Raw genomic sequence first — 22272 nt, forward strand, 5'->3', positions numbered from 1 at the left:
CCTGACTTATTGAACAAGCTGCCGGATCCCCAGAGACAAAATCAAACCACCGCATAATTGATCAATAGCTTTTTTCCTCCTTCGATACGCTGACGCGATGTCAGGTTGCGAAAGAGCGATTGCGACCATTCCATACCAAGTCATTGAAACCACCACTACGACTGCCAGCATCGACAAAAACGTGCTTGTTGACACGTGGGCGGGGGCTGCCGCTGAGAAAATAGCGGCGTAGAAGGCCATGGATTTTGGGTTGCCGATGTTCGTGATGACTCCTTGAATGAATGACTGCCGAAAGTTTCCGACGGCAGCATCATTATTGGGGGCAAGCGCGGTCTTTCCGGCATTTAGCAACAGTCGGAGTCCAAACCACATCAGATAGGCGGCCCCCAGAACTTTTACGATCAGCGCCGCCCAAGGAAACGCAGCAAATACAACGCCGATACCTGCTATTGCACAGGTGGCCCAGAGTAAGTTGACCAATACAATGCCTGCCACCAAGGCCAAGGCTTCTGGCCGCGACGCAGCGACCGCTTTGTGGACTACCGCAACGAAATTGGGTCCTGGAATAACGACACCGGCCAGGTAAACCAAAAAAACTGTCAAAACAGCGGGACCATCGATCATGTGCGTTCCTTTGCGAGCTCAGTAGTTGGAGAGGTTATCATTCGGTTCAAGATCCAACGTACCTGCTACTTTCGGTTGTCATCCGATGAGCAGACCATTTTTGACGCTTATTAAGTGATGATGTCAACGGCAGTACTCCCCAACCGCTCCCCATTAACTACCACATGCACCGTATGTACCCCTGCATAGTGCTTGCGCGTAGTGAAATCCTTGATCACCTGTCGCCGCGCCACAACCTCACTCCCATACCCCGCCAGCTCCAACGTCTTCAACTTGAAAACCTTCGCCGAAGTCCCGCCATTCGCCTTCACATAGTCAATCGCATAATCAATCACCAACCGCTGTTCAACTGGCACCAACGATCGAACGGTAAACGACAAAGTAATCGTCTCCCCAAGCCGCACAACCGCCGGTTCCACCTTCACATCCAGCAACTCAACCTCAGCCTTCGCCCCCGCACCGATAACCGTGAGCGCCCGAGAATTCCCCTGCTTGATCAAACTCCGCAACGCATGTTTGGCAATCCACGCCGTGTGCTTGTTCTCCAGCGACCACCCCTCAATCGTGTCCAGCACCCACTCCGGATGCTCTTTGGTCACGTCATTCAAATGATTCGCCACGGACTTGCGCACGTACAAACTTTCATCGGCTTTCAACCGGTCAAGAATTCCGGCGGCCAAGTGTGGATCAGCCTGCACCGGTTCCAGCCGAAACGACCACGGCAGGCGAGGGCGGCTGCCTTCGCTGGCGAGTCTTCGGACGTGGTGGTTTTCGTCTTGGGTCCAGTCGTGCATCAGTTCCAGCGAGCGTTCCAGGTCGCTGCGCAGGAAGTGGCGGATGGCGAATTCAGAGGAACCGAAGGTGGTGAAGTATTTCAGGGCCTCCATGGAAGCGTCGAACGCGTGCGCGCCGTAGCACGCGACGTAGTGCGGCAGGCACATGCTGACGAAGCCGCTGTTCAGTCGCGGGGCAAGTTCGCGCAGGACAGCGAGGGAATCTGCGTAATCCAGCGGTAGCACGTGATGCAGGCTTTCGCTGACGCGGGCCATGCGCTGCATGACGGAGAGGTCGGCGAGGCCGTCGTTGGCGTGCTTGAGAAACGCCTTGGCCTTGAACGCCGGGTACACGGCGCTCATTTCTGTGGCGATGTGTTGCAGGCGTTCGGCGTTGAAGATTTCTTTGAGGGCCGGGGCGGCGGTTTCGGTGGCGCTCATGGTCAGGTCATCGGGGTGTCGATGAACGCCCGGGTGCTTTCGGCGTACGCGGTGTATTGGGCGATGCGCGGGAAGTGATCGGCGTCGATCTGGTCGGGGACGACGAGGCCGGTGAAGCTCCAGGCGACGGCGAGAGTGATGCCGTCCTGCTGGAGAGGGCCGTCGGTGGGCAGTGGGTGTTTTTCGAGTTCATGTTCAAGGGCGGTGAAGGCGGCGGCGAGTTGGCCTTCGACGCGTTCGACCCACGGCTGGTATTGAATGTCGGCCGGGCGCAGGTTGCGTTCGTAGTAGAGCTGCACGGCTTTTTCGCAGGCGGCGAGGCCGAGACCGATCAGGCGCAAGGCTTTGGCGCGTTGCGGCAGGTCGGCGGGCAGCAGGGTTTTGCCGGACAGGGCTTCGAGATAGTCGAGGATCAGGGTCGAGTCGATCAGCACTTCGCCGTCATCAAGGATCAGGGTCGGCGCCTTGACCACCGGGTTGATCTGCTGGAAACGTTCGAAGTGGCGGAACACCGAGACCGGGTCGTGTTCCATTTCGACCCCTAGGCATTTGGCAGAGATCGCCACGCGGCGCACGTAAGGGGAGTCCAGCATGCCGATCAGTTTCATGACGCGTTCCTTCAAGTCGAACCGGGGAGGGCATAACGTAGCCGAGGTTGGGGGGATTTGTCAGTCTTTGCGAGGGGAGGGTTTTGCGGTCAGTGACCGTAACGAATTGCGACAAAGCGCCGCTCGTCCGACGTTTGTCTTCTATATACAGCCGCTCGACTGAATTTCTTGCTATAAACGCACTCCGATGAGCGCTGTGAAGCCTGTGTCAGAGCAGTTTCCGGGCCTTGTCGGACGAATTCCCGGTATTTACAGTTGCTGAGGCCTCAAACGGGCCTTAGACTGCCGCCCCTTCGTAAATTGAGTGCCGGGTGGCGTTTGCAATAAACGATGCCTTTCCGATGACCGCAGGCGGTTCGCCGGAACGCTCCCTAATTCGCCTTAATGCACGTTTTTTATAGAGATATCAATGACAAAGGACAAGTTGCTGGCCATGCCGGCAGATGACTACATGAATGCCGAGCAACACGCTTTCTTTCAAGAGCTGTTGCAGAACATGAAAGTCGAAACCCATGAGCGCATTGAGCAGAACCGTATTGCCATCGAAAGCCTGGACACCCCGGCTGACCCGGCGGACGCCGCATCGGTGGAAGAAGAGCGCACCTGGCTGGTAAACGCGATCGATCGCGACCAGCGCATGCTGCCGCAACTCGAGCAGGCCCTTGAGCGTATCAAGGAAGACAGCTTCGGCTGGTGCGACGACAGCGGCGAGCCGATCGGCCTGAAACGCCTGCTGATCAGCCCGACCACCAAGTACTGCATCGAAGCTCAAGAGCGTCACGAGCAGATCGACAAGCACCAGCGTCAGGCCTGATTCCTGAGGCGACCCCTTCAATGCGGGTCGTCGCGAAAAGATCGCAGCCTTTTGCAGCTCCTAAGGGAACTGCAAAAGGCTGCGATCTTTGCTTTTTCTCGTCTGCCGGAAAGTCCCCGCACCATTCCATTGACCTGCCACAGACCCACGACTAACGGACCATGGATAATGGCGTTGTAGTGGCGTTTAATGCAGTCACAACAATGAGAACAAGCGTGGGGTAACAAAATGACGAGAGATGGATCTCTGGTTGCGGCTCTGCCTGCACCAGTTGTTTTGCCGAAGAATCGCTGGCTGACGCCGACCCTGCAAAGCATCGCTCTGATGCTGTTGCTGGCCGGAATGAGCCTGGGCGAATGGCCGTTGTACGTCGGCATGCCGCTGGCGGTGCTGATCGTCTGGCTGCCGCGCCTGCGTTCCCGGGCGGTCCCCGATGCGCAACCGATCGATAGCAATAACGCGATGTCCGAGCTGACTCGCGACCTTTCCTACACAACCAGTCATAACGCGCTGTCAGCCGCCGGCGTTGCGTTTTCCGTCAAAGAGCTGGCCGGCAAGCTGCAATCGCAACTCGACGCCGCCGCGCAGATCGTCAACAACGCTGAAGTCATGATCGCCACTGAGCAAGCCACTTCGCAGCTCAGCCGTGAAGCCTTGGACGCTGCCAGCGAAGCCCATCACAGCAGCGCAGCAGGGCGCACCGAACTGGTGGACTCGATCACGCGCATGCATCAACTCAGCCAGCGCGCCAATGCCAGCCGCGAACTGATCGAAGCCTTGAGCCAGCGCAGTGATGACATCCAGCGCGTGACGCTGGTGATTCAGTCGATTGCCAGTCAGACCAATCTCCTGGCATTGAACGCCGCCATCGAAGCGGCCCGGGCCGGCGAGCACGGTCGCGGTTTTGCGGTGGTCGCGGACGAAGTACGCGGTCTGGCGGCCCGTACTGCGACGGCCACCGGCGAAGTGGGCGAGATGGTCGCCGACATCCAGCAACGCACGGCGCAGGTGGTGGAGCAGATCCGCCAGCTCTCCGACGATTTGCACACGGGCGTCGAGCAAGTCGAACACACCGGTCAGCACCTGGAAAACATCGCGCGACTGGCTGCCGGCGTAGAAACCCAAGTCGGCGAAATCGCCCGAGGCGCGGAAACCAATCGTGAACAGCTCGACAGCCTGTTCACTGCCATCGAACAGATGCGCAGTGATCTGGCGATCAGCGACCAACAGACCCGACGCTTGGCCGAGGCCGCCGTGCAGATGGAAGGGCAGGCAGAAACCATCAGCGAACGCCTGGCCGAAGTCGGGCTGGACGACTATCACCAGCGCATCTACGACCTCGCCCGCGAAGGGGCCAGCCAGATTGCCGCGCGGTTCGAGGCCGATGTCGAGCAGGGACGCATCAGTCTTGAGGACCTCTTCGACCGTCAGTATCAGCCGATTCCCGACACCCAGCCCGCCAAGTTCCAGACTCGTTTTGATCGCTACACCGATCAGGTGCTGCCGGCCATTCAGGAACCGTTGCTGCCGCGCCACGAAGGCCTGGTGTTCGCCATCGCCTGTACGCAGCAGGGTTACGTGCCGACCCACAATCAGGCATTCAGCCAGCCGCTGACCGGGGATGCACAGGTCGATACCGTGAACAACCGCACCAAACGCAAATTCGCCGACCGCACCGGCATCCGCTGCGGCAGCCATCAGCAACCCGTGCTGTTGCAGACCTACACCCGCGATACCGGCGAGTTGATGCATGATCTGTCGGTGCCGATCGTGGTCAAGGGCCGGCATTGGGGCGGGTTGCGTCTGGGCTATAAACCGGAGAAGCCGCGCTGAGCCATTGTTGCCGGAACTGCAATTAAGCTGTGCAGCGGCGTTGCTGTTTCCTCTTGATCCAAATCATTAACATGCCCATATAGTTAGGTTGCTAATGAAGTTGGGAGGTCAACATGCAATGCAGAGTCGATGTCGCGGTGATGATCGGCAGCGGTGTACCCGCCGGTCTGCGCGCGATGGGGCAAAGTGTCTGCTGGGTGGTGCTGCTCAATGGCGAACGCCGGGGCACTGCGTTTGCAAGTCGTAACGAGGCGGAAGATTGCAGGGCCGCATGGCTTGCGCAATTGAGCGCTGAAACCGGTGACAGCCTGCACTGATCAAGATTACTTGCCCCGGTGCAGGCGCACATTCAGCTCATCGACCATGATGGCTTCCTCGCCATCGGCCCGTAGCCACTCCTTGAGCATCTGCGCCTGCTGCGGGCTCCAGAAGTCGGCGTCGATCAGCTTGGTATCGGCGTCCAGCGGATGGGCTTCGATGAAGTCGTCGATCGCCGTTTCCTCCGAAGGCAGCCCTAATTGATCGAACAGGGTTGTCAGGTTGTAAGCAGGCAGTTCCATGGTGTACTCCTTGAAGGATGGCGGGGTCGGTCACTCTCTTTATCTGAGGTGCTCGTCGGCCAGGAGTTCGATCCGCGATTCCAGTGAACGGGCGAGGGCGCAGGCGGCGTTGTGATCCTCGCGGAAACCTCTGACAAGCCCCGTCGACTTTTCCCTGATATGGAAAAAGCCATTGCCCGCCGGGATCACCTGAAACAACGGTGCCTGACCGCAAGACTCGATTGTAGGAACAGTCTCAAAGCCTGGAGTGTTCAGGACAAAGGCAGGTTCGTGAGTCACGGCAAAATGCGTCATAGTGCACATATGAATTCCTTTTCATGGATTGACCCGCATTTACAGGGTGTTGCGGGTAGTCGTGAACAGCATCGCTGCTCTAGAATCGCCAACACCTGTTGACGGCATGGCACTATCTAAAGCAATTTTTTGCGTGCGATATGTCGGAAAAGTGATTTTCTTGGTGAGTTTTTTCCCTAAAGTTCGTAGTCAGTTTTCTCTGGCTGACCGTGACGCGTTTTCCTTCAACATTTGGAGAACGTCTTTGCAGGTTTCGTGAGTGGCATTCCAGTAGTCTTGTGGACCTCGCGTTGGATGAGCACTTCGCTCGCTCAGGCGTATATTCGAGTCATCGCGCAACACCTTCGGCCTGGCCGATTTTTTCTGCCGTGCGCGCTTTTCGCGTACGGCACTCTTTTCAAGTGTGGGGATGTTTCTTTGGCAGTCAGTAACCTCGATATGCATGCTTTGTTCGTGCTGGGTGATTTGCGGGCAAAGCTGGTCAAGCAGTTTCAATCGCGTTTTGTTTACATCACCGAGCAGAACGCCGAAGGCATTTACGTTGCCGAGATCGACACCGAAAGCGCATTGGTGGTCGATGACAAACCTGGCCTCAAGCTCAAGGTCGGCGATCATTTCAGCGCGTCGGTGCTGCCGAGCCGTGAAGGCGGCAAGATGGACATCCGCTTTCGCGAAATCAAAATGACGGTGTACGGTCTGGGCGACTATGCGTTCGTCACCATGGCCGACGGCCATGCCATCGTGTTCAAGGAAGGCCACAGCGCGGTCACCGTGTTCGCCGCCAATCAACAACTGCAGGAAGGCCTGACCAAGACCCTGAAAGCCGTCACCGCCAAGGCCGCCAAGTGGCGCAAGGGCGAACTGGTGACGTTCAAGGCCAGCGAGTGAGCCGCGCCGATTTCCATTTGCAGAACCTCGACAGCGCCCGTGAAGAAGCACGTCGATTGTTCACTGCAAAGGCCGAAATGAAGGCCGCCTGGCTGGGGTGGGTCGCCTCGCAGATCTACGCCTTGCAGCCTGCGGAATACGCCAGCATGGTCAGACGCGAGCTGAAGAGCCTGCAGGAAATGTCTGAAAAGTAGCCTCATCCGTGTCATGCCCCTGAAAAAGTAGGAACCTCGTCTACAGTCAGTTGACTGAGTATTCAGAGGCTTGCGGTCTTCTGTCAGGCCATCCTGCTATTGCTGTGAACAGCACGAGGTGCAAAAGCATGAACGGATTTCGACGGTTGCTGGCCGCTGGCCTGACCTCCTTCGGCTTGATGACGGCGGTGCCTGCGGTGAGCGCGGCACAGGCGCCGATCCACTTTGCCGACCTGAACTGGGAAAGCGGCAGCCTGATCACCGACGTCCTGCGGATCATCGTCGAGAAGGGTTACGGCCTGCCGACCGACACTTTGCCGGGCACCACCATCACTCTTGAGACCGCACTGGCCAACAACGACATTCAGGTCATCGGCGAAGAGTGGGCCGGGCGCAGTCCGGTGTGGGTCAAGGCCGAGGCCGAAGGCAAGGTCGTCAGCCTGGGCGACACGGTCAAAGGCGCCACCGAAGGCTGGTGGGTGCCGGAGTACGTGATCAAGGGCGATCCGGCCAAAGGCATCAAGCCATTGGCGCCGGAGCTGCGCAGTGTCAGCGATCTGAAGAAGTACAAGGATGTGTTCAAGGACCCGGAATCCCCGAGCAAGGGACGGTTCCTCAACAGCCCGATCGGCTGGACATCGGAGGTGGTCAACAAGCAGAAGCTCACGGCTTATGGCTTGCAGGATGATTTCGTCAATTTCCGCAGCGGCTCCGGTGCGGCACTGGATGCGGAAATCAGCTCATCGATCCGTCGGGGCAAACCGGTGCTGTTCTATTACTGGTCGCCGACCCCTCTGCTCGGTAAGTTCAAGCTGATTCAGCTGGAAGAGCCGCCTTTTGATGCCGAGGCCTGGAAGACCCTGACCGACGCCGATAATCCCAATCCGAAACCGACCCGTTCACTGGCCTCTAAGCTGTCGATCGGGGTGTCCACGCCGTTCCAGAAGCAGTATCCGCAGATTGCCGAGTTTTTCAGCAAGGTCGATTTTCCGATTGATGACCTGAACAAGGCGCTGGCCGAAATGAGCGAGAAACACACGGCGCCCCGGGATGCGGCGGTGGCGTTCATGAAGGCGCATCCGGATGTGTGGCAGGCTTGGTTACCGAAGGATGTGGCAGATAAGGTTTCAGCTGATTTGAAATAGAGGCCGTAACGATGGGCCTTATCGCGGGCAAGCCCGCTCCCACAGGTTTTTCGGTGTGCTCTGAGCTTTGAAAACACATCGATTCCTGTGGGGGCGGGCTTGCCCGCGAAGCTTTTAGAAGCGGGTTTGCACAGCCAGCTCAAAGGTGCGCGGTGAGCCGAGGTAATACGCCGGCGACACATGGGCGAACTCGGCATACACCTCATTCGTCAGGTTGCGCACCCGCCCGGTCACGGTGGTGTGCGAGTCCACCTTGTAGCTGAGAAAGCTGCCAAACAGCGTGTATGACGGCACGGTCATGGTGTTGGCCGTGTCGGCGAACACCGATGCCACGTACCGCGCATCGACTCCGCCTTGCCATTGCGGCGAGAAATCGTAGGTCAGCCACAGATTGCCGACCCGGTCCGGCACGTTGGTCGGTGTATTGCCCTTGCGCGAAACCACTACGCCGGCGGCGTTCTTCTCGTTGAACTCGTCGTATTGCGCATCGACCCAGGCGAAGTTGCCTTCGGCCAGCAGCTTGTTGGTGATCCGCAGCGAGCTGGCAATCTCGATGCCCTTCGAAGTCTGCTGGCCGACCGGAATGCTGCTGGTCGGGTCCAGTGGATCCGTCACCGCGAAGTCCTTGCGCTCGATGGTGTAGGCGGCCACTGTCGCCGAGCCGCGCCCGTTCAGGTAGTCGAACTTGCTGCCGATTTCCCATTGCTTGCCGGTCGAGACATCGAAGTCCTGGGTGCCATTGGGTTGCTCGGCGGCGGTGCTGTATTGCACGTACACATTGGCTGACGGAATGAACTGGTATGTCAGGCCGACGCGCCCGGTGACCGGTTCCCAGCTACGTTTGAGATGGCGCGGGTTACTCGCGGTCACCGTGCGATGGTTGGTCACGTCGAGGTCGATGTCGTCATAGCGCAGACCGGTGAGCAGCGAGAGCTTGTCGGTCAGTGCCAAGCGGTTTTCGGCAAACAGCGCTTTGGTCGTGACTTCGTTGGTCTTGTCGCTGACAAAACCCGGCATCGTTCCGGGGATGTCATAGAAATGCCCCGGTCGGTAGTTGTTCGGGTTCACCGTGCTGGCGCCTTTGACGTTCAGCGGCGAGTTGGTGGTCTGGTTGACCTTGTACTCGAATCCGCCGGACCAGGTGGTGTCGAGGCCGAACAGGCTGTTGTCGTGGCGCAGTTCGAACTGGTTGCCGTTCTGCTCGCCCTGGTGTCGCACCTGATACGCAGTGGAGCGGTTCACCGCGCTGTTGTCGGCGTTGTATTGATAGGTTTCCAGGTTGCGGTAATCGCGCTGGCTGTCGAGGTGATAGAGGGTGTTGCGCAGGGTGGTGCTGTCGTTGATCCGGTAGTCGATGATCGAGCGCACCCAGATTGTCCGCTGCTCGTAGCGCCCATCCTCGACGTTGTAGTTATTGAAGCGATTGTGCTTGTCGATCTTCAGTTCGCCGGCCTTGGGGTTGAGCACCGGCGTGCCCCAATACGGGCTGTCTTCGTGTTCATCCTGATATTCCAGGGCCAGGGTGTGCGACAGGTTCGGCGTCAGGTCGCTGAGCAACGAGAACGCCACGCTCCAGGCATCGCGCTCCTGGCGGTCGATGTAGCCGTTGCTGGTGTTGTGGCTGACGTCGAGACGCGCGTAATGCTGCACCTCGGCGCCGGGTTCGGTCAGCGCGTGGTTGAGGCCGAATGCGGTTTCGGTAGTGTCGTAGGTGCCGTAGCTGATCCGACCTTCGATGGCTTGCTCGTCGCGGGTGGCCAGTTTGGTCACGTAGTTCAGCGAGCCACCGACCGAGCCGGCGCCGTTGATCAGTGACGACGGACCGCCCACCAGTTCCACCCGGTCATAAATCCACGAATCCACGGGCCGTGCCAGTCCGCCGGAAACGTTGACGCCGTTGAACATCTGGGTGATCTGGCTGCTGGTAAAACCGCGATAGGAGACGAACCCGCCAAAGCCCGGCGGCGCACTGGCGTTCACCCCCGGCAAGGTGTTGGCCGCGTCCTGAAAGTTTTGTGAACCGTGACGCTCGATGTCAGTGCGGTTGGCGATCGCCACCGAGGCCGGAGTGTCGCGTACGCTCAAACCAAGGCGCGAGGCCATGCCGCTGGACTGGTCGAGGCTCAGGCCCGGTTCGACGCCGGACTCGCCGTCAATGGTGATCGGCGCCAGATCCACGGTGGATTGCGCCCAGACGTTGACGGACAGGCAGCCGCAAAGGCTCGCCAGCAAGGTAAGTTGTTTCATCGATTGAATCCTGAATACTTGTCTAGGAGTCAGCGCACAGGCGAACGCCGCGCGTTGGCGCAGTAGGCTGACAAATCAAAAAGGCAAGGACACTCAGGCGAGGGGCGGGGCGCGAGGGTTGGCCGAAGGCCAGATGAAGCGGGCAGGGAGGTCGGCGCTGACGATGACCGGCAGCGGCGGGCTGTGTTGTTCAGGCAGGATCGCGAGGGTCAGGCTGGAGTTGAACGCCGGGCCCATGCCTCCGGTGGAGCACAGCGGACAACCGAAGGCCTTGGCCAGGGTCGGCAGTTTTTCTTCAGCGGGATTCGAGGCGAGCGGCGCCTGGGTGCTCGGGTCGACGGCGCAGAACTGGCCGCCGATACCGTTGAGCTGCATGCCGACCATTTGTCCGTGACCGATGCTGCAGGCGAACACGTTGAACAGGACGCAGCAATAGAGCATCCAGGCCAGCAGTGAGCGATCGGTACGGGTGAATTTCATGGGGCGGCACTTTACCGCACCGCCGACCGGTCGTGCACATGGAAAAATGCCGACTAGGATGTTTTGTTCAAATCCCTTTAAAGGATTCTCGACCATGACCTTTGTGTTGGCTCAATGGCTGGTGACGATATTTGCGGTGATCAGCCTGATGCATGTGTATTGGGCGATGGGTGGGCAGTGGGCGGCCGTGGCGGTGGTGCCGCAGGTTCCGGTGGACAACGGCGGACTGACGCTCAGGCCGGCGTTCAAGCCGTCAGGCTGGATCACGCTGGTGGTGGCGGCAGCCCTGCTACTGATTGCCGCACTGGTGTGCATGCGAGTGGGGTGGTGGCTGCCCGCCGTGCATCACTGGGCGCTGCAATGGGTGATCAGCGCGATTGCGCTGCTGATGTTTGCACGGGCAATCGGCGATTCGGAGCTGGTGGGGTTTTTCAAGGAAGTGAAGGGGTCGCGGTTCGCCCGGCTCGACACTTGGGTTTACTCGCCGCTGTGTCTGATATTGGGAGCCGGGCTGTTGGCTGTTGCCTGGATTTAACTGCCGGTTTCAGTGCGCCGGCTGCTGACCTCGGCCGGCACGTCATCTCCGGCCATACGCTTGCGGAACAACGCCGCTCGCGCCAGCAACAGGGTAGTCACCGGTACGGTGATCGACAGCAGAATCGGGATCAGCCATGCATGGAGCACCGGCCCGGACTTGAGCGCCGAAAAACAGATGATCGACGCCAGCGCCACGCACCACGCGCCCAACGTCGAGGCCAGCGCCGGCGGGTGCATGCGCTGGAAGTAATCTTTCATCCGCAGCAGGCCGGTCGCGCCGATCAGGGCGAACACGCCGCTGAGGACCAGCAGGATCGCCACCGGGATTTCCACCCAGAGAGACAGTTCAGCGTTCATTCGATCACCTCGCCACGCAGGAGGAACTTCGCCAAAGCAAACGAGCCGACGAAGCCGAACAGCGCGATCAGCAGCGCCGCTTCGAAGTAGGTGTCACTGGCATAACGAATCCCCAGGGTCAGCATCATCAGCATGGCGACGATGTACAGGTAATCCAGCGCCAGTACCCGGTCTTGCGCCGACGGGCCTTTGAACAGGCGCACCAGCGTGAGGACCATGGCCAGGGAAAACAGGAACAGCGTCAGCAGAATCGCGTTCGACAGCAGCGGGCTCATTCGAAAATCTCCATCAACGGCCGCTCGTAAGTGACCTTGAAGTGCTGGATGAACTGCGCCTCGTCATCCAGATCCCAGACGTGCAGCAACAGAATGCTGCGATCCAGCGCCAGCTCCGACCACACCGTGCCAGGCACGACCGTACAGATCATCGACAACGCCGCCAGACCGTTGGCGTCGCGTAGGTCCAGCGGCACCTTGATGAAGCGTGAACGAAGCGGCCGACGACCGGCGTTGAGTACACCCCAGGCCACCTGCAGGTTCGAGACGATCACATCGCGCCCGACCAGCAGAAACAATCGCAGGATCGTGCCCGGGCGGCGGATGTGAATTTGTTGCGGGCGCAGTTTGCGCATCATCAGCGGGGCACAGAAACCGAGTACGGCACCCAGCAGCAGGTTGCCCGGGCTGACCGACAGGTTCAGCACCAGCCAGAGCAACCACAGCGCAAGCGACAGCCACGGCGCAGGGAACAGACGCTTCATGGTTGCACCTCCAGCAGCGCAGCCTTGGCTTCCGGGCTCGGCACGGCGCGGGTGCCGAGCACCGCCATTACGTATTGCTGCGGATTGTTCAGCGCATCGGCTGCTGCCTGGGTGTAACGCAGCAGCGGTTCAGCCTTGAAGGTCAGGGCGATGCTCAGCCCGAGCAGCAGGAAAATCGGCGCGCATTCCAGTTTGCGCAGCAGGGGCGACGGGCGCTCTTCGGGCGACCAGAAGCGCTGGATGCCCAGGCGCGAGAACGCCATCAGCGAGCCGAGTCCGGTGAGGATCAGCAGGGCCAGCAACGCCCATGCGGCATTCGAGATCGGTTCGCCGGCGCCGAGGCCCAGCGGGTTGAGCAGGGCGCCGATCAGGCTCAGCTTGCCGATGAAACCGGACAGCGGCGGCATACCGATAATCAGCAGCGCGCAGGCAATGAAGCTCAGGCCGAGGAAGGCCATGGTCCACGGGATCACCTGACCGACCACGGCTTTCTGATCGTCGTCGAGGTTGATGCCCTTGACCGGACGCTGCCATTCCTGCGGACGCGGCAGCAGTTCGTTTTCGTCTTCCAGCGGCACTTCGATGGCGGTGCGCGAACGTTCGATCAACTCGGCCAGCAGGAACAGCGCGCTCAGCGCCAGGGTCGAGCTGACCAGATAGAACAGCGCGGCGCCAATCAGGTTCGGCTGGGCAAAACCCACGGCCGACAGCAGGATCCCCGCCGACACCAGAATGCTCAGGCTGGCCATGCGTTCCAGGCGTTGCGCGGCAATGATTGCCACGCCCGCACCGGCCATGGTCGCCATGCCGCCGTAGATCAGCCAGTCACCGCCGAAGTAAGCCGAAGCGCCCGCTTGGCTCGAGAACAGCAGCGTCCACAGACGCAGCAAGGTGTAGACGCCGACCTTGGTCATGATCGCGAACATCGCCGCCACCGGTGCGCTGGCTGACGAGTAGGCCGGCACCAGCCAGAAGTTCAGTGGCCACATGCCGGCCTTGGCCAGGAAGGCCACGGCGAGGATCCCCGCGCCGGCGTGCAACAGGCCACGGTCGGCTTCCGGCACCAGCGGGATCTTCAGGGCCAGATCCGCCATGTTCAGCGTGCCGGTCACACCGTAGATCAACGCAGCGCCGATCAGGAACAGCGACGAGGCCAGCAGGTTGATCGAAATGTAATGCAGCCCCGACGACACCCGCGCCCGGCCCGAGCCGTGGAGCAGTAAACCGTAGGACGCGGCGAGCAGCACCTCGAAGAATACGAACAGGTTGAACAGGTCCGCCGTCAGGAATGCGCCGTAAAGTCCCATCAACTGAATCTGGAACAAGGCGTGGAAGCTCGACCCCGCGCCGTCCCAGCGGGCCATGGCGAAGAGCAGGGCGCTGACGCCAATGATTCCGGTCAGCACCAGCATCAATGCCGACAGACGATCGACCACCAGCACGATGCCGAACGGCACCTGCCAGTTGCCCGGCAGATAAACCCCAATCGAACCGGGAACGCCGGTGGTCTGGGTCCATTGCAGCAACATCACTGAAATGCCGAGGCCGAGGAGGCTGGAGAACAGGTTGATTTTCGCCTTCAGTGGTCGGTGCTTCTCGCCGAGCATCAGCATGATGGCGGCGGTCAGCAGCGGCAGCAGGATCGGTGCGGCGATCAGGTGAGTCATCGCCGTCATTCCTTGGGCTCCCTTCCGTCAACGTGGTCGGTGCCGGTCAGGCCCCGTGAGGCCAGCAGCACCACCAGAAACAAAGCGGTCATGGCGAAGCTGATGACGATGGCCGTCAGCACCAGCGCCTGGGGCAGCGGGTCGGTGTAATTGAGCAGATCCTGCGGCACGCCGTCCTTGATGATCGGCTCCTTGCCGATGAACAGGCTGCCCATGCTGAAGATGAACAGGTTGACGCCGTAAGAGAGCAGGCACAGGCCCATCACCACCTGGAATGTCCTTGGCCGCAGGATCAGCCAGACCCCGGACGCGGCGAGCACGCCGATGGCGATTGCGATGACTTCTTCCATCAGACGGCTCCTTTGGCGGCAGCGGTTTTGTGGCCCCGGACCGATTGGTGGGCGAGGGCGGTGAGGATCAGCAAGGTCGAGCCGACCACCACGGCGTAGACGCCGATATCGAAGAACAGCGCGCTGGCGATATGGATGTCACCCAGCAGCGGCAGGCTGAAATGCCAGGTGTGGGTGGTGAGGAACGGATAACCCACCACCATCGCCCCGAGGCCGGTGACGGTGGCGAACAGCAGGCCGGTGCCCATCCAGCGCAGTGGGCGCAGGCTCATTTGCGCCTCGACCCACTGGGTGCCGGCGACCATGTATTGCAGGATGAACGCCACCGACATCACCAGACCGGCGACAAAGCCGCCACCCGGCTGGTTGTGCCCGCGCATGAACAGGTAGAACGACACCACCAGCGCAATCGGCAGCAACAGACGCACCAGCACCGCCGGCACCATCATGAAACCGAGCGCGGTGTCGCTGGCCGAGCGCGGGTTGACCAGATCGGTGACCACGTCGGGGGCGAGCAAGCGCTGCTGGGCCGGCAGTTGCAGGCTTTCTTTCGGCGGGCGGAAACGACGCAGCAGGGCGAACACGGTCAGTGCCACGGCGGCCAGCACCGTGATTTCGCCAAGGGTGTCGAAACCACGGAAATCCACCAGCATCACGTTGACCACGTTGCTGCCGCCGCCCTCGGGCAGGGCGCGGCTCAGGTAGAACGAAGAAATGTCGTTCGGCGTCTGGCGGGTCAGCATCGCGTAGGACAGCAGCGCCATGCCGCCACCGACGGCAATCGACAGCAGCAAGTCGCGCAGACGCCGTACCCGCGCCTTGCGCAGGCTGCTTGGCAGTGGCGAAACCTCTTCGATCCGCCGTGGCAGCCAGCGCAGGCCGAGCAGGATCAGCACCGTGGTCACCACTTCGACCACCAGTTGCGTCAGGGCCAGATCCGGCGCCGAGAACCAGACGAAGGTCACACACGTCATTAGCCCGCAGACGCTGACCATGGTCAGGGCCGCGAGACGGTGATACTTGGCCTGCCACGCGGCGCCGAGGGCGCAGGCGATTGCCAGCAGCCACAGGGTCACGAACACGATCGAGCCAGGGATCTTCGGCCGGTCGCCCCAGCTCAGGCTGCTGTGCAGCATTGGGATCAGGCCGGCCAGCACTGCCGCCAACACCATCAGGAACAGCTGGGTTTGCAGACGCTTGGTGCCGATGCGCCGCTCCAGCCGCCGGGCCAGGCGCATCATCGCCACCAGACTGCGCTCGAACATTCGCTTGCCGTTGAGGCGGCCCGCCAGCGGCGGATACTTGAAGCGGCCGCGCTTGAGCTGGTTGCGCAGTAGCAGATAGACCACGATACCGCCGGACATGGCGATCAGGCTCATGATCATCGGTGCATTGAGGCCGTGCCAGATCGCCAGGCTGTATTCCGGCAGCACGCCACCCACCACCGGCAAGGCGGCAGTGGCCAGCAACGGGCCTACAACTTGTGCCGGGAAAATCCCTACCAGCAAACAGGTGAACACCAGCAACTCAACTGGCGCGCGCATCCAGCGTGGCGGTTCGTGCGGGGTGTGCGGCAGGTCGGTGGCGGTCGGGCCGAAGAACACATCAACAGTAAAGCGCAGTGAATAGGCCACGCTGAACGTGCCGGCAATCGTCGCGACGATAGGCAACGCGGCTTCGACCCACGCCGTGGCGTTGATGAACACGGTTTCGGCGAAGAACATTTCTTTCGACAGGAAACCGTTGAGCAGCGGCACGCCGGCCATGGATGCACTGGCCACCATCGCCAGGGTGGCGGTGAACGGAATCAGTTTGAACAGGCCGTTGAGTTTGCGGATGTCGCGGGTGCCGCTTTCGTGGTCGATGATCCCCGCGGCCATGAACAGCGAAGCCTTGAAGGTCGCGTGGTTGAGAATGTGGAACACCGCCGCCACGGCGGCCAGCGGGCTGTTCAGGCCGAGCAGCAGCGTGATCAGGCCGAGATGGCTGATGGTCGAGTAGGCCAGCAGTCCCTTGAGGTCGTTCTGGAACATCGCGCAGTACGCGCCAAGCAGCAGGGTGGCGGCCCCGGCGCCGCTGACGATGTAGAACCATTCTTCGCTGCCGGACAGCGACGGCCACAGGCGGGCCAGCAGGAAAACCCCGGCCTTGACCATGGTCGCCGAGTGCAGGTACGCCGAAACCGGTGTGGGCGCCGCCATCGCGTGGGGCAGCCAGAAGTGGAAGGGGAACTGGGCGCTTTTGCTGAGGGCGCCGATAAGAATGAGGGGAAGCAGGATGGGGTAGAGGGCATGTGCGCGAATCAGATCGCCGGCGGCCAGGACCTTGTCCAGGTCATAGCTGCCGACGACATGGCCGAGGATCATGACCCCCGCCAGCAGACATAATCCGCCCGCACCGGTGACCATCAACGCCATGTACGCACCACGGCGCGCGTCGTGGCGGTGGTGCCAGTAGCCGATCAACAGGAACGAGAAAAGGCTGGTCAGCTCCCAGAAGAACACGATTTGAATCAGGTTGCCGGAGATCACCAGCCCGAGCATGGCGCCCATGAACGCCAGAAAGAACGCGAAGAAACGCGGCACCGGATCGTCCGGCGACATGTAATAACGGGCATATAAGGAAACGAGGGTGCCGATGCCCAGCACCAGCATCGAGAACAGCCAGGCGAAGCCGTCCATGCGCAAGACGAAGTTCAAGCCCAGGCTGGGCAGCCACGTGAATTCTTCGCGAATCACGCCGCCGTGGGCGATCTGCGGGTATAGCAGCGCGACCGAGACAGTGCCGATCAGTGCGACCAGACCTGCCAGCAGGGATTCGGCGTTACGTGCGTTGTGCGGCAGCACGGCTGCCAGACAGCTGCCCAGAAAAGGCAGAAGCAGTAGAACTATCAGGGACATAGGCTTCTAATCTGCGGAAGTTTGTGAAGCATCATACGTGCCAGCTCCCGGATCGCCAAACGCGAGGATGTCTCTGAATCCTACAAAGTAGCCGTAAAACCCCCGTTTAGCCTTCGGTCTCGTGCTCCAATTCTTCCGTGACCGTTTGTGTCTCTTTGCCTTTGGTCTTCAATTCACTGACGATCACTGCCGCCACGATCAGCCACGCACCCACCAATGCGATGGCCGGAAGGCGCTCACCCGCAATACGACCGACGATCCCGGCCCACACCGGTTCACCGGCGTAGATCAAGGTCGCTCGGGTCGGCGAAACACTTTTCTGCGCCCAGTTCATCGCCACCTGAATCGCCGCACTCATCGCGCCCAGGCCCAGAGCCGTACTCAGCAACAGCCACGAGAAGTCCGGAATCGCCTCGCCGGTCGGTACCACCATCAAAAACGACAGCACCGAAGTCGTCGCCAGTTGCACAACGGTTACGCGACGCACATCGACCTGCCCGGCATAGTTGCTGATCAGGATGATTTCGGCTGCTATCGCGATGGCGCTGATCAGCGTGGCGATTTCACCGGGGCTGAAATTCAGCGAAGCACCGGACGGCCCGGAAAGCAGCATCAGCCCGGTAAACGCCAGCATGATGCCAATGCTCGGCATCAAACCCGGGCGCCGGCCGAGAACCAGCCATTGCAGCAGAGGCACGAACGGCACGTACAGCGCGGTGATGAACGCCGACTGGCTGCTTGGAATGCTCTGCAAACCGACAGTCTGCAAACCGTAACCGAGCAGGATCGCCACGCCGATAAAGGCACCGGCCTTGAGTTCGAACAGGGTCAGCTCACGCAGGTGCTTCCAGGAGAACAGCGCAACGATGCCCGCGGCGGCAGCAAAGCGCAGGCCGACGAAAAACATCGGACCGCTGACGGTCATCGCGTGCTGCACCAACAGAAAGGTGCCGCCCCAAAGCATGGTGATCAGCACCAGCACGCACTCGGCTTTGCTGAATCGGGAAAACCGCAGGGAAGATTGGGAGGGATTGGCTGACGTCATGACCTTGCGCACTTTTAAGGAGGAGACGCACAATGCGCCAAATGTTGCGCAGTATACTGCCCAACTCCAGCCAGTGAGCAATATAGTGCACAAAGATTCCGTTCAGCGGGCTTCGGTCCTGCAACACGTCAGCCAGAACGTCCGGCGCCTGCGCCACGCCGCCGACATGAGCCAGACGGCCCTCGCGGAAAAGTCCGGGGTCAGCCGGCGGATGCTGGTGGCCATCGAGGCCGGCGAGAAGAATGTCAGCCTGACCACCCTCGACCGCGTCGCCGAAGCCCTCGAAGTGGCCTTCAGTGATCTGATCCAGGCCCCGGACAATCGCGATCCCGGCCGGATCAACGAACTGGCCTGGGCCGGCAGCATCCCCGGCAGCAAAGCCGTTTTGCTATCCAAGGCCAATGCCACCCGCGCGGTGGAGCAGTGGGAATGGTGCCTGCAACCGGGTGAGGTCTATCCCTCGCAACCGGACGCCGAAGGCTGGAGCGAGCAGATTTTCGTGTTCGAAGGCTGCCTGACGCTGATGCTCGGCGATCAACCCCAGCGCATCGCCGCCGGGGAGTTTTTCATGTTCGCCAGCAACCAGCCGCACACCTATCGCAATGACGGGGAAGTGGCGGCGCGCTTCGTGCGCAATGTGGTGATCTGACTGTTGCAGGGCCGACAGCGGATAAACAGTTTGCTCCATCCTGCGTGCAGACTGCTTTAGGTTGTTATCTCAATCTATTGATAAATAAAGAAAATGTATTCAGGCATGACTCCTGCTATGGGTTCTGGATCCTCATCCGGAAACCACGGAGTCGCCTCACATGATCGCTTCAAATCAAACCGCTAAACGCCTCCTGAACATCGGGAGTAACGTCTGATGCCCCGCGAAATCCGTCTCAACGCCTTCGACATGAACTGCGTCGGTCATCAGTCGCCGGGCCTGTGGGCTCACCCTCGGGATCGCTCCTGGCAGTACAAGGATCTGGAGTACTGGACCGATCTGGCGAAAATCCTCGAGCGCGGCAAGTTCGACGGTTTGTTTATCGCCGATGTGCTGGGCATCTACGACGTGTACAACGGCAATGGCGAAGCGGCGATCCGGCAGGCGGCGCAGGTGCCGGTCAACGATCCGTTGCAATTAATTCCGCCGATGGCGCTGGTCACCGAGCACCTGGGTTTCGGTCTGACCGCTTCGTTGTCCTTCGAGCATCCGTATCCATTCGCACGGCGCCTGTCGACCCTCGATCACCTGACCAAGGGCCGTGCCGGCTGGAACATCGTCACCTCTTATCTGGAGAGCGGCGCGAAGAACATCGGCCAGCAAGCCCAGACTGAACACGATGCGCGCTACGACTTCGCCGAGGAATACCTGGAGGTCTGCTACAAACTCTGGGAAGGCAGTTGGGAAGAGGGCGCGATTCTGCGCGATCGCGAACGGCGGATCTTCAGTGACCCGAGCAAGATTCACGAGATCCGCCACCACGGGAAACACTTTCAGGTGCCGGGCATTCACCTTTGCGAACCGTCGCCGCAGCGCACGCCGGTTCTCTATCAGGCGGGTGCTTCCAGCCGGGGCAAGCAGTTTGCCGCCGAGCATGCCGAATGCGTTTTTGTCGCTGCCCCGTCGAAAGTGCTGCTGAAGAAAACCGTGGCCGACATCCGCCGCCGCGCCGCCGAGGCCGGGCGTGATCCGTCGAAGATCCTGATTTTCAACCTGCAAACCGTGATCCTCGGCGAAACCGACGCCAAGGCCAAAGCCAAATTCGAAGAATACAAATCCTGGGTCAGCTACGAAGGCGCGATGGCGCTGATTTCCGGCTGGACCGGCATCGACTTCAGCCGCTTCAAACCGGACGAACCGCTCAAGCATGTGCACACCAACGCGATTCAATCGGCGGTCGAGGCGTTTTCCACGGCGGATCCGAACAAGGTCTGGACCCCCAACGAACTGGCTGACTGGGTCGGCATCGGCGGCTTCGGCCCGTTGTTCGTCGGCAGCCCGGAAACGGTGGCGGACCTGTTGCAGGAATGGGTCGACGAAACCGACGTCGACGGCTTCAACCTGGCCTACGCGCTGACCCACGAAACCTTCATCGACGCCGTGGAACTGCTGGTGCCGGAGTTGCAGAAGCGCGGGGTCTACAAGACCGAGTACGCGCCGGGGACCTTGCGCGAGAAGCTGTTTGGCGAAGGGCCGAGACTGCCGGAGGTTCATCCGGGCAGCGTCTATCGAAACCTCGGCGAGCTGCATCGGCAGGAGAAAAAAGTCGCGTCCGTCTAGACGCCTTCGCAGCGTCTGAATGACACTGCCTTGAGCAAACCCTCTGCAGCGAGAACGGCATGACTCAAACCGATACGACCGCACTGCGTCACGCCGACATCCTGATTGTCGGCGGCGGCCTCAGCGGCACGATGCTGGCGGTGCAATTGCTGCGTTTGCCGGGGCGCAGAAAGATTCTGGTGATCGAGCCCCGGGCCGAGCTGGGCCGGGGCGAAGCGTACAGTGCGGTGGAACTGGGCCACACGCTTAACGGCAACGCGGCGCGGATGAGCGTCGATCCGGACAATACCGATGACCTGACCCAGTGGCTGACCGCTCACATCGCCGGTGGCGGCTGGCCGGAGTCGGATCAGCAACATGTGCCGGTCAGCGAACTGTTTCCACCTCGGGGGCTGTTTGGCGTGTATGTGCAACAGCGTCTCGCCGAAGCGCAGCAGGTTGGCGCGCAACACGGTTCTACGGTCGAGCATGTGCGCGCCGAAGTGGTCGATGTTCAGGCCTCCAGTGATTCCGTGCAGCTCACCTTGAGTAACGGTCAGCAATTGCTCGGGGCTTTTGCCGTGTTGGCGACCGGGATGTTCCCGGCTGCCCGCACCCCGCAAAAAGAATCCAGTGGTCTCAACGCGGCGGCACTCGATCCGTGGGATGTCGCGGCAATGCGCCAGCTCGATCCGCAATCGACGGTGCTGATCATCGGTTCCGGCCTGACCATGGTCGATGCCGTGGTGTCGCTGGAGCAGGCCGGGCATCGCGGGCCGATCGAGGTGTTTTCCCGGCACGGGTTGTTGCCCCATGTGCGTCGGCAACCGCCCGCGTGGGTGGACTTCCTCGCCGAGGATCACAGCATTCGCACACCACGCCAGTTACTGCGCGAATTGCGCCGGCATTGCCGCGACGCCATCGCACAGGGCATCGACTGGCAGGCGCCGCTCGACACCGTGCGTGCGCACATCGGCCGGTTATGGAGTCAGGCCAGCGATGTGCAGCGCCGGCAATTCGTGCGGCATGTGCGGCCGTGGTGGGAAAGTCATCACCATCGTTCGCCGCCGCTGAGTGCGGAACTGGTCGAGCGTCTGCACCGGGAAGGGCGATTGCGCATTCATGCGGCGTCTTACAAGGGTCTTGAGCCTGCATCGGGCGACGGCGTGAGTATCCTCATTCGCCCTCGCGGCGAGGCCGAAACCCGCGTGCTGCAGGGCGCGGCGTTGATCAATTCCAGCGGCATCGAATACGACTGGCGCCGGGTCGCGCGACCTTTGCCGCAGCAGTTGCTGGCGCGCGGTCTGGTTCGTCCAGGGCCGCTGGCACTGGGGATCGCGGCAGAGGTGGACGGTGCGGTGCTGGATGTCGAGGGCCGGGTCTCGAACCGCCTGTTTGCCATGGGCCCGCCGTTGCGTGGCATGTGGTGGGAAAGCACCGCCGTCACCGATGTGGCGTTGCAGGCCAAGGCACTGGCCGCGCGACTGGTTCGCTGATGCCCAAATGC

General features: G+C 60.8%; 24 protein-coding genes. 10 read left to right on the forward strand and 14 right to left on the reverse strand.

Going from position 1 to position 22272, the window contains the following annotated elements; translation table 11 throughout:
- Positions 1-6 precede the first annotated feature (6 nt).
- The 3 genes from L6D82_RS15215 to L6D82_RS15225 form a co-directional block, all read right to left on the reverse strand.
- Positions 7-624: a LysE family translocator gene (locus L6D82_RS15215; protein ID WP_085746164.1), complete on the reverse strand. Its 618-nt coding sequence runs from the start codon at positions 622-624 to the stop codon at positions 7-9.
- A gap of 110 nt (positions 625-734) precedes the next feature.
- Entirely contained in the window at positions 735-1838 is a 1104-nt protein-coding gene (locus L6D82_RS15220; RefSeq protein ID WP_102687067.1) for a DNA alkylation repair protein, read from the reverse strand.
- Positions 1839-1840: 2 nt separating this feature from the next.
- Positions 1841-2446 carry a glutathione S-transferase gene (locus L6D82_RS15225; RefSeq protein ID WP_236190144.1) on the reverse strand — a complete coding sequence of 202 codons (606 nt, stop codon included), beginning with the start codon at positions 2444-2446 and terminating at the stop codon, positions 1841-1843.
- 409 nt (positions 2447-2855) lie between these two features.
- On the opposite strand from L6D82_RS15225, the gene L6D82_RS15230 reads away from it, so the two are divergent.
- The 3 genes from L6D82_RS15230 (at position 2856) to L6D82_RS15240 (ending at position 5410) form a co-directional block, all read left to right on the forward strand.
- Positions 2856-3260 carry a TraR/DksA family transcriptional regulator gene (locus L6D82_RS15230; protein ID WP_039767046.1) on the forward strand — a complete coding sequence of 135 codons (405 nt, stop codon included), beginning with the start codon at positions 2856-2858 and terminating at the stop codon, positions 3258-3260.
- A 609-nt stretch (positions 3261-3869) separates the two neighbouring features.
- The gene (locus L6D82_RS15235; RefSeq protein WP_373870910.1) at positions 3870-5093 is read left to right on the forward strand and encodes a methyl-accepting chemotaxis protein; all 1224 of its coding nucleotides are present in this window, start codon (positions 3870-3872) and stop codon (positions 5091-5093) included.
- Positions 5094-5206: 113 nt separating this feature from the next.
- Positions 5207-5410, forward strand: coding sequence for a hypothetical protein (locus tag L6D82_RS15240; RefSeq protein ID WP_236190149.1), 204 nt, complete (start codon positions 5207-5209; stop codon positions 5408-5410).
- A gap of 6 nt (positions 5411-5416) precedes the next feature.
- Here L6D82_RS15240 and L6D82_RS15245 read toward each other — a convergent pair whose 3' ends face one another.
- Together L6D82_RS15245 and L6D82_RS15250 are read right to left on the reverse strand one after the other, a co-directional pair.
- The gene (locus tag L6D82_RS15245) at positions 5417-5653 is read right to left on the reverse strand and encodes a DUF2789 family protein (protein WP_039767041.1); all 237 of its coding nucleotides are present in this window, start codon (positions 5651-5653) and stop codon (positions 5417-5419) included.
- Positions 5654-5692: 39 nt separating this feature from the next.
- Positions 5693-5956 carry a hypothetical protein gene (locus L6D82_RS15250; protein WP_085746168.1) on the reverse strand — a complete coding sequence of 88 codons (264 nt, stop codon included), beginning with the start codon at positions 5954-5956 and terminating at the stop codon, positions 5693-5695.
- A gap of 408 nt (positions 5957-6364) precedes the next feature.
- Between L6D82_RS15250 and L6D82_RS15255 the strand changes: the two genes are divergently transcribed.
- The 3 genes from L6D82_RS15255 (at position 6365) to L6D82_RS15265 (ending at position 8174) form a co-directional block, all read left to right on the forward strand.
- Positions 6365-6835, forward strand: coding sequence for a hypothetical protein (locus L6D82_RS15255; protein WP_236190151.1), 471 nt, complete (start codon positions 6365-6367; stop codon positions 6833-6835).
- The gene (locus tag L6D82_RS15260) at positions 6832-7029 is read left to right on the forward strand and encodes a hypothetical protein (RefSeq protein ID WP_236190154.1); all 198 of its coding nucleotides are present in this window, start codon (positions 6832-6834) and stop codon (positions 7027-7029) included. The genes L6D82_RS15255 and L6D82_RS15260 overlap by 4 nt, the downstream gene beginning before the upstream one ends.
- Before the next feature lie 128 nt (positions 7030-7157).
- Complete coding sequence (locus tag L6D82_RS15265; protein ID WP_102687071.1) at positions 7158-8174, forward strand: ABC transporter substrate-binding protein; 1017 nt, start codon at positions 7158-7160, stop codon at positions 8172-8174.
- A gap of 114 nt (positions 8175-8288) precedes the next feature.
- Here the strand turns inward: L6D82_RS15265 and L6D82_RS15270 are convergent, their stop codons facing one another.
- Together L6D82_RS15270 and L6D82_RS15275 are read right to left on the reverse strand one after the other, a co-directional pair.
- Complete coding sequence (locus tag L6D82_RS15270) at positions 8289-10421, reverse strand: TonB-dependent receptor (protein WP_236190157.1); 2133 nt, start codon at positions 10419-10421, stop codon at positions 8289-8291.
- A gap of 93 nt (positions 10422-10514) precedes the next feature.
- A complete protein-coding gene (locus tag L6D82_RS15275) occupies positions 10515-10901 on the reverse strand; it encodes a DUF2946 domain-containing protein (protein ID WP_085602912.1) in 387 nt (128 codons plus the stop codon).
- Between the two features lie 94 nt (positions 10902-10995).
- On the opposite strand from L6D82_RS15275, the gene L6D82_RS15280 reads away from it, so the two are divergent.
- Entirely contained in the window at positions 10996-11436 is a 441-nt protein-coding gene (locus tag L6D82_RS15280) for a DUF3995 domain-containing protein (RefSeq protein ID WP_007950535.1), read from the forward strand.
- On the opposite strand, the gene L6D82_RS15285 is transcribed toward L6D82_RS15280, so the two are convergent.
- The 7 genes from L6D82_RS15285 to L6D82_RS15315 form a co-directional block, all read right to left on the reverse strand.
- Entirely contained in the window at positions 11433-11795 is a 363-nt protein-coding gene (locus tag L6D82_RS15285) for a Na+/H+ antiporter subunit G (RefSeq protein WP_007950534.1), read from the reverse strand. The genes L6D82_RS15280 and L6D82_RS15285 overlap by 4 nt on opposite strands.
- Positions 11792-12070 (reverse strand): K+/H+ antiporter subunit F, encoded by a 279-nt coding sequence (locus tag L6D82_RS15290; protein WP_011334688.1) that lies wholly within the window; start codon positions 12068-12070, stop codon positions 11792-11794. Before L6D82_RS15290 ends, L6D82_RS15285 begins: the two co-directional genes overlap by 4 nt.
- Positions 12067-12555, reverse strand: a complete 489-nt coding sequence (locus L6D82_RS15295; RefSeq protein ID WP_085602916.1) for a Na+/H+ antiporter subunit E — start codon at positions 12553-12555, stop codon at positions 12067-12069. The genes L6D82_RS15290 and L6D82_RS15295 overlap by 4 nt, the downstream gene beginning before the upstream one ends.
- Entirely contained in the window at positions 12552-14231 is a 1680-nt protein-coding gene (locus L6D82_RS15300) for a monovalent cation/H+ antiporter subunit D (RefSeq protein ID WP_236190158.1), read from the reverse strand. Before L6D82_RS15300 ends, L6D82_RS15295 begins: the two co-directional genes overlap by 4 nt.
- Positions 14228-14572 (reverse strand): Na+/H+ antiporter subunit C, encoded by a 345-nt coding sequence (locus tag L6D82_RS15305; protein ID WP_003192163.1) that lies wholly within the window; start codon positions 14570-14572, stop codon positions 14228-14230. The genes L6D82_RS15300 and L6D82_RS15305 overlap by 4 nt, the downstream gene beginning before the upstream one ends.
- Positions 14572-17472, reverse strand: coding sequence for a monovalent cation/H+ antiporter subunit A (locus L6D82_RS15310; protein ID WP_236190161.1), 2901 nt, complete (start codon positions 17470-17472; stop codon positions 14572-14574). Before L6D82_RS15310 ends, L6D82_RS15305 begins: the two co-directional genes overlap by 1 nt.
- 106 nt (positions 17473-17578) lie before the next feature.
- Positions 17579-18517, reverse strand: coding sequence for a DMT family transporter (locus L6D82_RS15315; RefSeq protein WP_236190162.1), 939 nt, complete (start codon positions 18515-18517; stop codon positions 17579-17581).
- 85 nt (positions 18518-18602) lie between these two features.
- Here L6D82_RS15315 and L6D82_RS15320 point away from each other — a divergent pair, with 85 nt between their 5' ends.
- From L6D82_RS15320 to L6D82_RS15330, 3 genes are all read left to right on the forward strand, one after another.
- On the forward strand, positions 18603-19166 hold the full coding sequence (locus tag L6D82_RS15320) for a helix-turn-helix domain-containing protein (RefSeq protein ID WP_007950529.1): 564 nt from the start codon (positions 18603-18605) through the stop codon (positions 19164-19166).
- Between the two features lie 216 nt (positions 19167-19382).
- A complete protein-coding gene (locus L6D82_RS15325) occupies positions 19383-20786 on the forward strand; it encodes an LLM class flavin-dependent oxidoreductase (RefSeq protein WP_102687076.1) in 1404 nt (467 codons plus the stop codon).
- 59 nt (positions 20787-20845) lie between these two features.
- On the forward strand, positions 20846-22261 hold the full coding sequence (locus L6D82_RS15330; RefSeq protein WP_236190164.1) for an FAD/NAD(P)-binding protein: 1416 nt from the start codon (positions 20846-20848) through the stop codon (positions 22259-22261).
- Positions 22262-22272: the final 11 nt, after the last annotated feature.

This window comes from Pseudomonas paraglycinae (assembly GCF_021601625.1).
Lineage (GTDB): Bacteria > Pseudomonadota > Gammaproteobacteria > Pseudomonadales > Pseudomonadaceae > Aquipseudomonas > Aquipseudomonas paraglycinae.

Excerpts from the sequence above, each read along its gene's own strand:
- L6D82_RS15220 (WP_102687067.1), bottom strand. The coding sequence starts at position 1,838 with ATGAGCGCCACCGAAACCGCCGCCCCGGCCCTCAAAGAAATCTTCAAC.
- L6D82_RS15325 (WP_102687076.1), top strand. The coding sequence starts at position 19,383 with ATGCCCCGCGAAATCCGTCTCAACGCCTTCGACATGAACTGCGTCGGT.
- L6D82_RS15270 (WP_236190157.1), bottom strand. The coding sequence starts at position 10,421 with ATGAAACAACTTACCTTGCTGGCGAGCCTTTGCGGCTGCCTGTCCGTC.
- L6D82_RS15310 (WP_236190161.1), bottom strand. The coding sequence starts at position 17,472 with ATGTCCCTGATAGTTCTACTGCTTCTGCCTTTTCTGGGCAGCTGTCTG.
- L6D82_RS15215 (WP_085746164.1), bottom strand. The coding sequence starts at position 624 with ATGATCGATGGTCCCGCTGTTTTGACAGTTTTTTTGGTTTACCTGGCC.
- L6D82_RS15265 (WP_102687071.1), top strand. The coding sequence starts at position 7,158 with ATGAACGGATTTCGACGGTTGCTGGCCGCTGGCCTGACCTCCTTCGGC.
- L6D82_RS15230 (WP_039767046.1), top strand. The coding sequence starts at position 2,856 with ATGACAAAGGACAAGTTGCTGGCCATGCCGGCAGATGACTACATGAAT.
- L6D82_RS15275 (WP_085602912.1), bottom strand. The coding sequence starts at position 10,901 with ATGAAATTCACCCGTACCGATCGCTCACTGCTGGCCTGGATGCTCTAT.
- L6D82_RS15315 (WP_236190162.1), bottom strand. The coding sequence starts at position 18,517 with ATGACGTCAGCCAATCCCTCCCAATCTTCCCTGCGGTTTTCCCGATTC.
- L6D82_RS15225 (WP_236190144.1), bottom strand. The coding sequence starts at position 2,446 with ATGAAACTGATCGGCATGCTGGACTCCCCTTACGTGCGCCGCGTGGCG.
- L6D82_RS15290 (WP_011334688.1), bottom strand. The coding sequence starts at position 12,070 with ATGAGCCCGCTGCTGTCGAACGCGATTCTGCTGACGCTGTTCCTGTTT.
- L6D82_RS15240 (WP_236190149.1), top strand. The coding sequence starts at position 5,207 with ATGCAATGCAGAGTCGATGTCGCGGTGATGATCGGCAGCGGTGTACCC.
- L6D82_RS15330 (WP_236190164.1), top strand. The coding sequence starts at position 20,846 with ATGACTCAAACCGATACGACCGCACTGCGTCACGCCGACATCCTGATT.
- L6D82_RS15300 (WP_236190158.1), bottom strand. The coding sequence starts at position 14,231 with ATGACGGCGATGACTCACCTGATCGCCGCACCGATCCTGCTGCCGCTG.
- L6D82_RS15295 (WP_085602916.1), bottom strand. The coding sequence starts at position 12,555 with ATGAAGCGTCTGTTCCCTGCGCCGTGGCTGTCGCTTGCGCTGTGGTTG.
- L6D82_RS15245 (WP_039767041.1), bottom strand. The coding sequence starts at position 5,653 with ATGGAACTGCCTGCTTACAACCTGACAACCCTGTTCGATCAATTAGGG.
- L6D82_RS15305 (WP_003192163.1), bottom strand. The coding sequence starts at position 14,572 with ATGGAAGAAGTCATCGCAATCGCCATCGGCGTGCTCGCCGCGTCCGGG.
- L6D82_RS15285 (WP_007950534.1), bottom strand. The coding sequence starts at position 11,795 with ATGAACGCTGAACTGTCTCTCTGGGTGGAAATCCCGGTGGCGATCCTG.
- L6D82_RS15280 (WP_007950535.1), top strand. The coding sequence starts at position 10,996 with ATGACCTTTGTGTTGGCTCAATGGCTGGTGACGATATTTGCGGTGATC.
- L6D82_RS15250 (WP_085746168.1), bottom strand. The coding sequence starts at position 5,956 with ATGTGCACTATGACGCATTTTGCCGTGACTCACGAACCTGCCTTTGTC.
- L6D82_RS15235 (WP_373870910.1), top strand. The coding sequence starts at position 3,870 with ATGATCGCCACTGAGCAAGCCACTTCGCAGCTCAGCCGTGAAGCCTTG.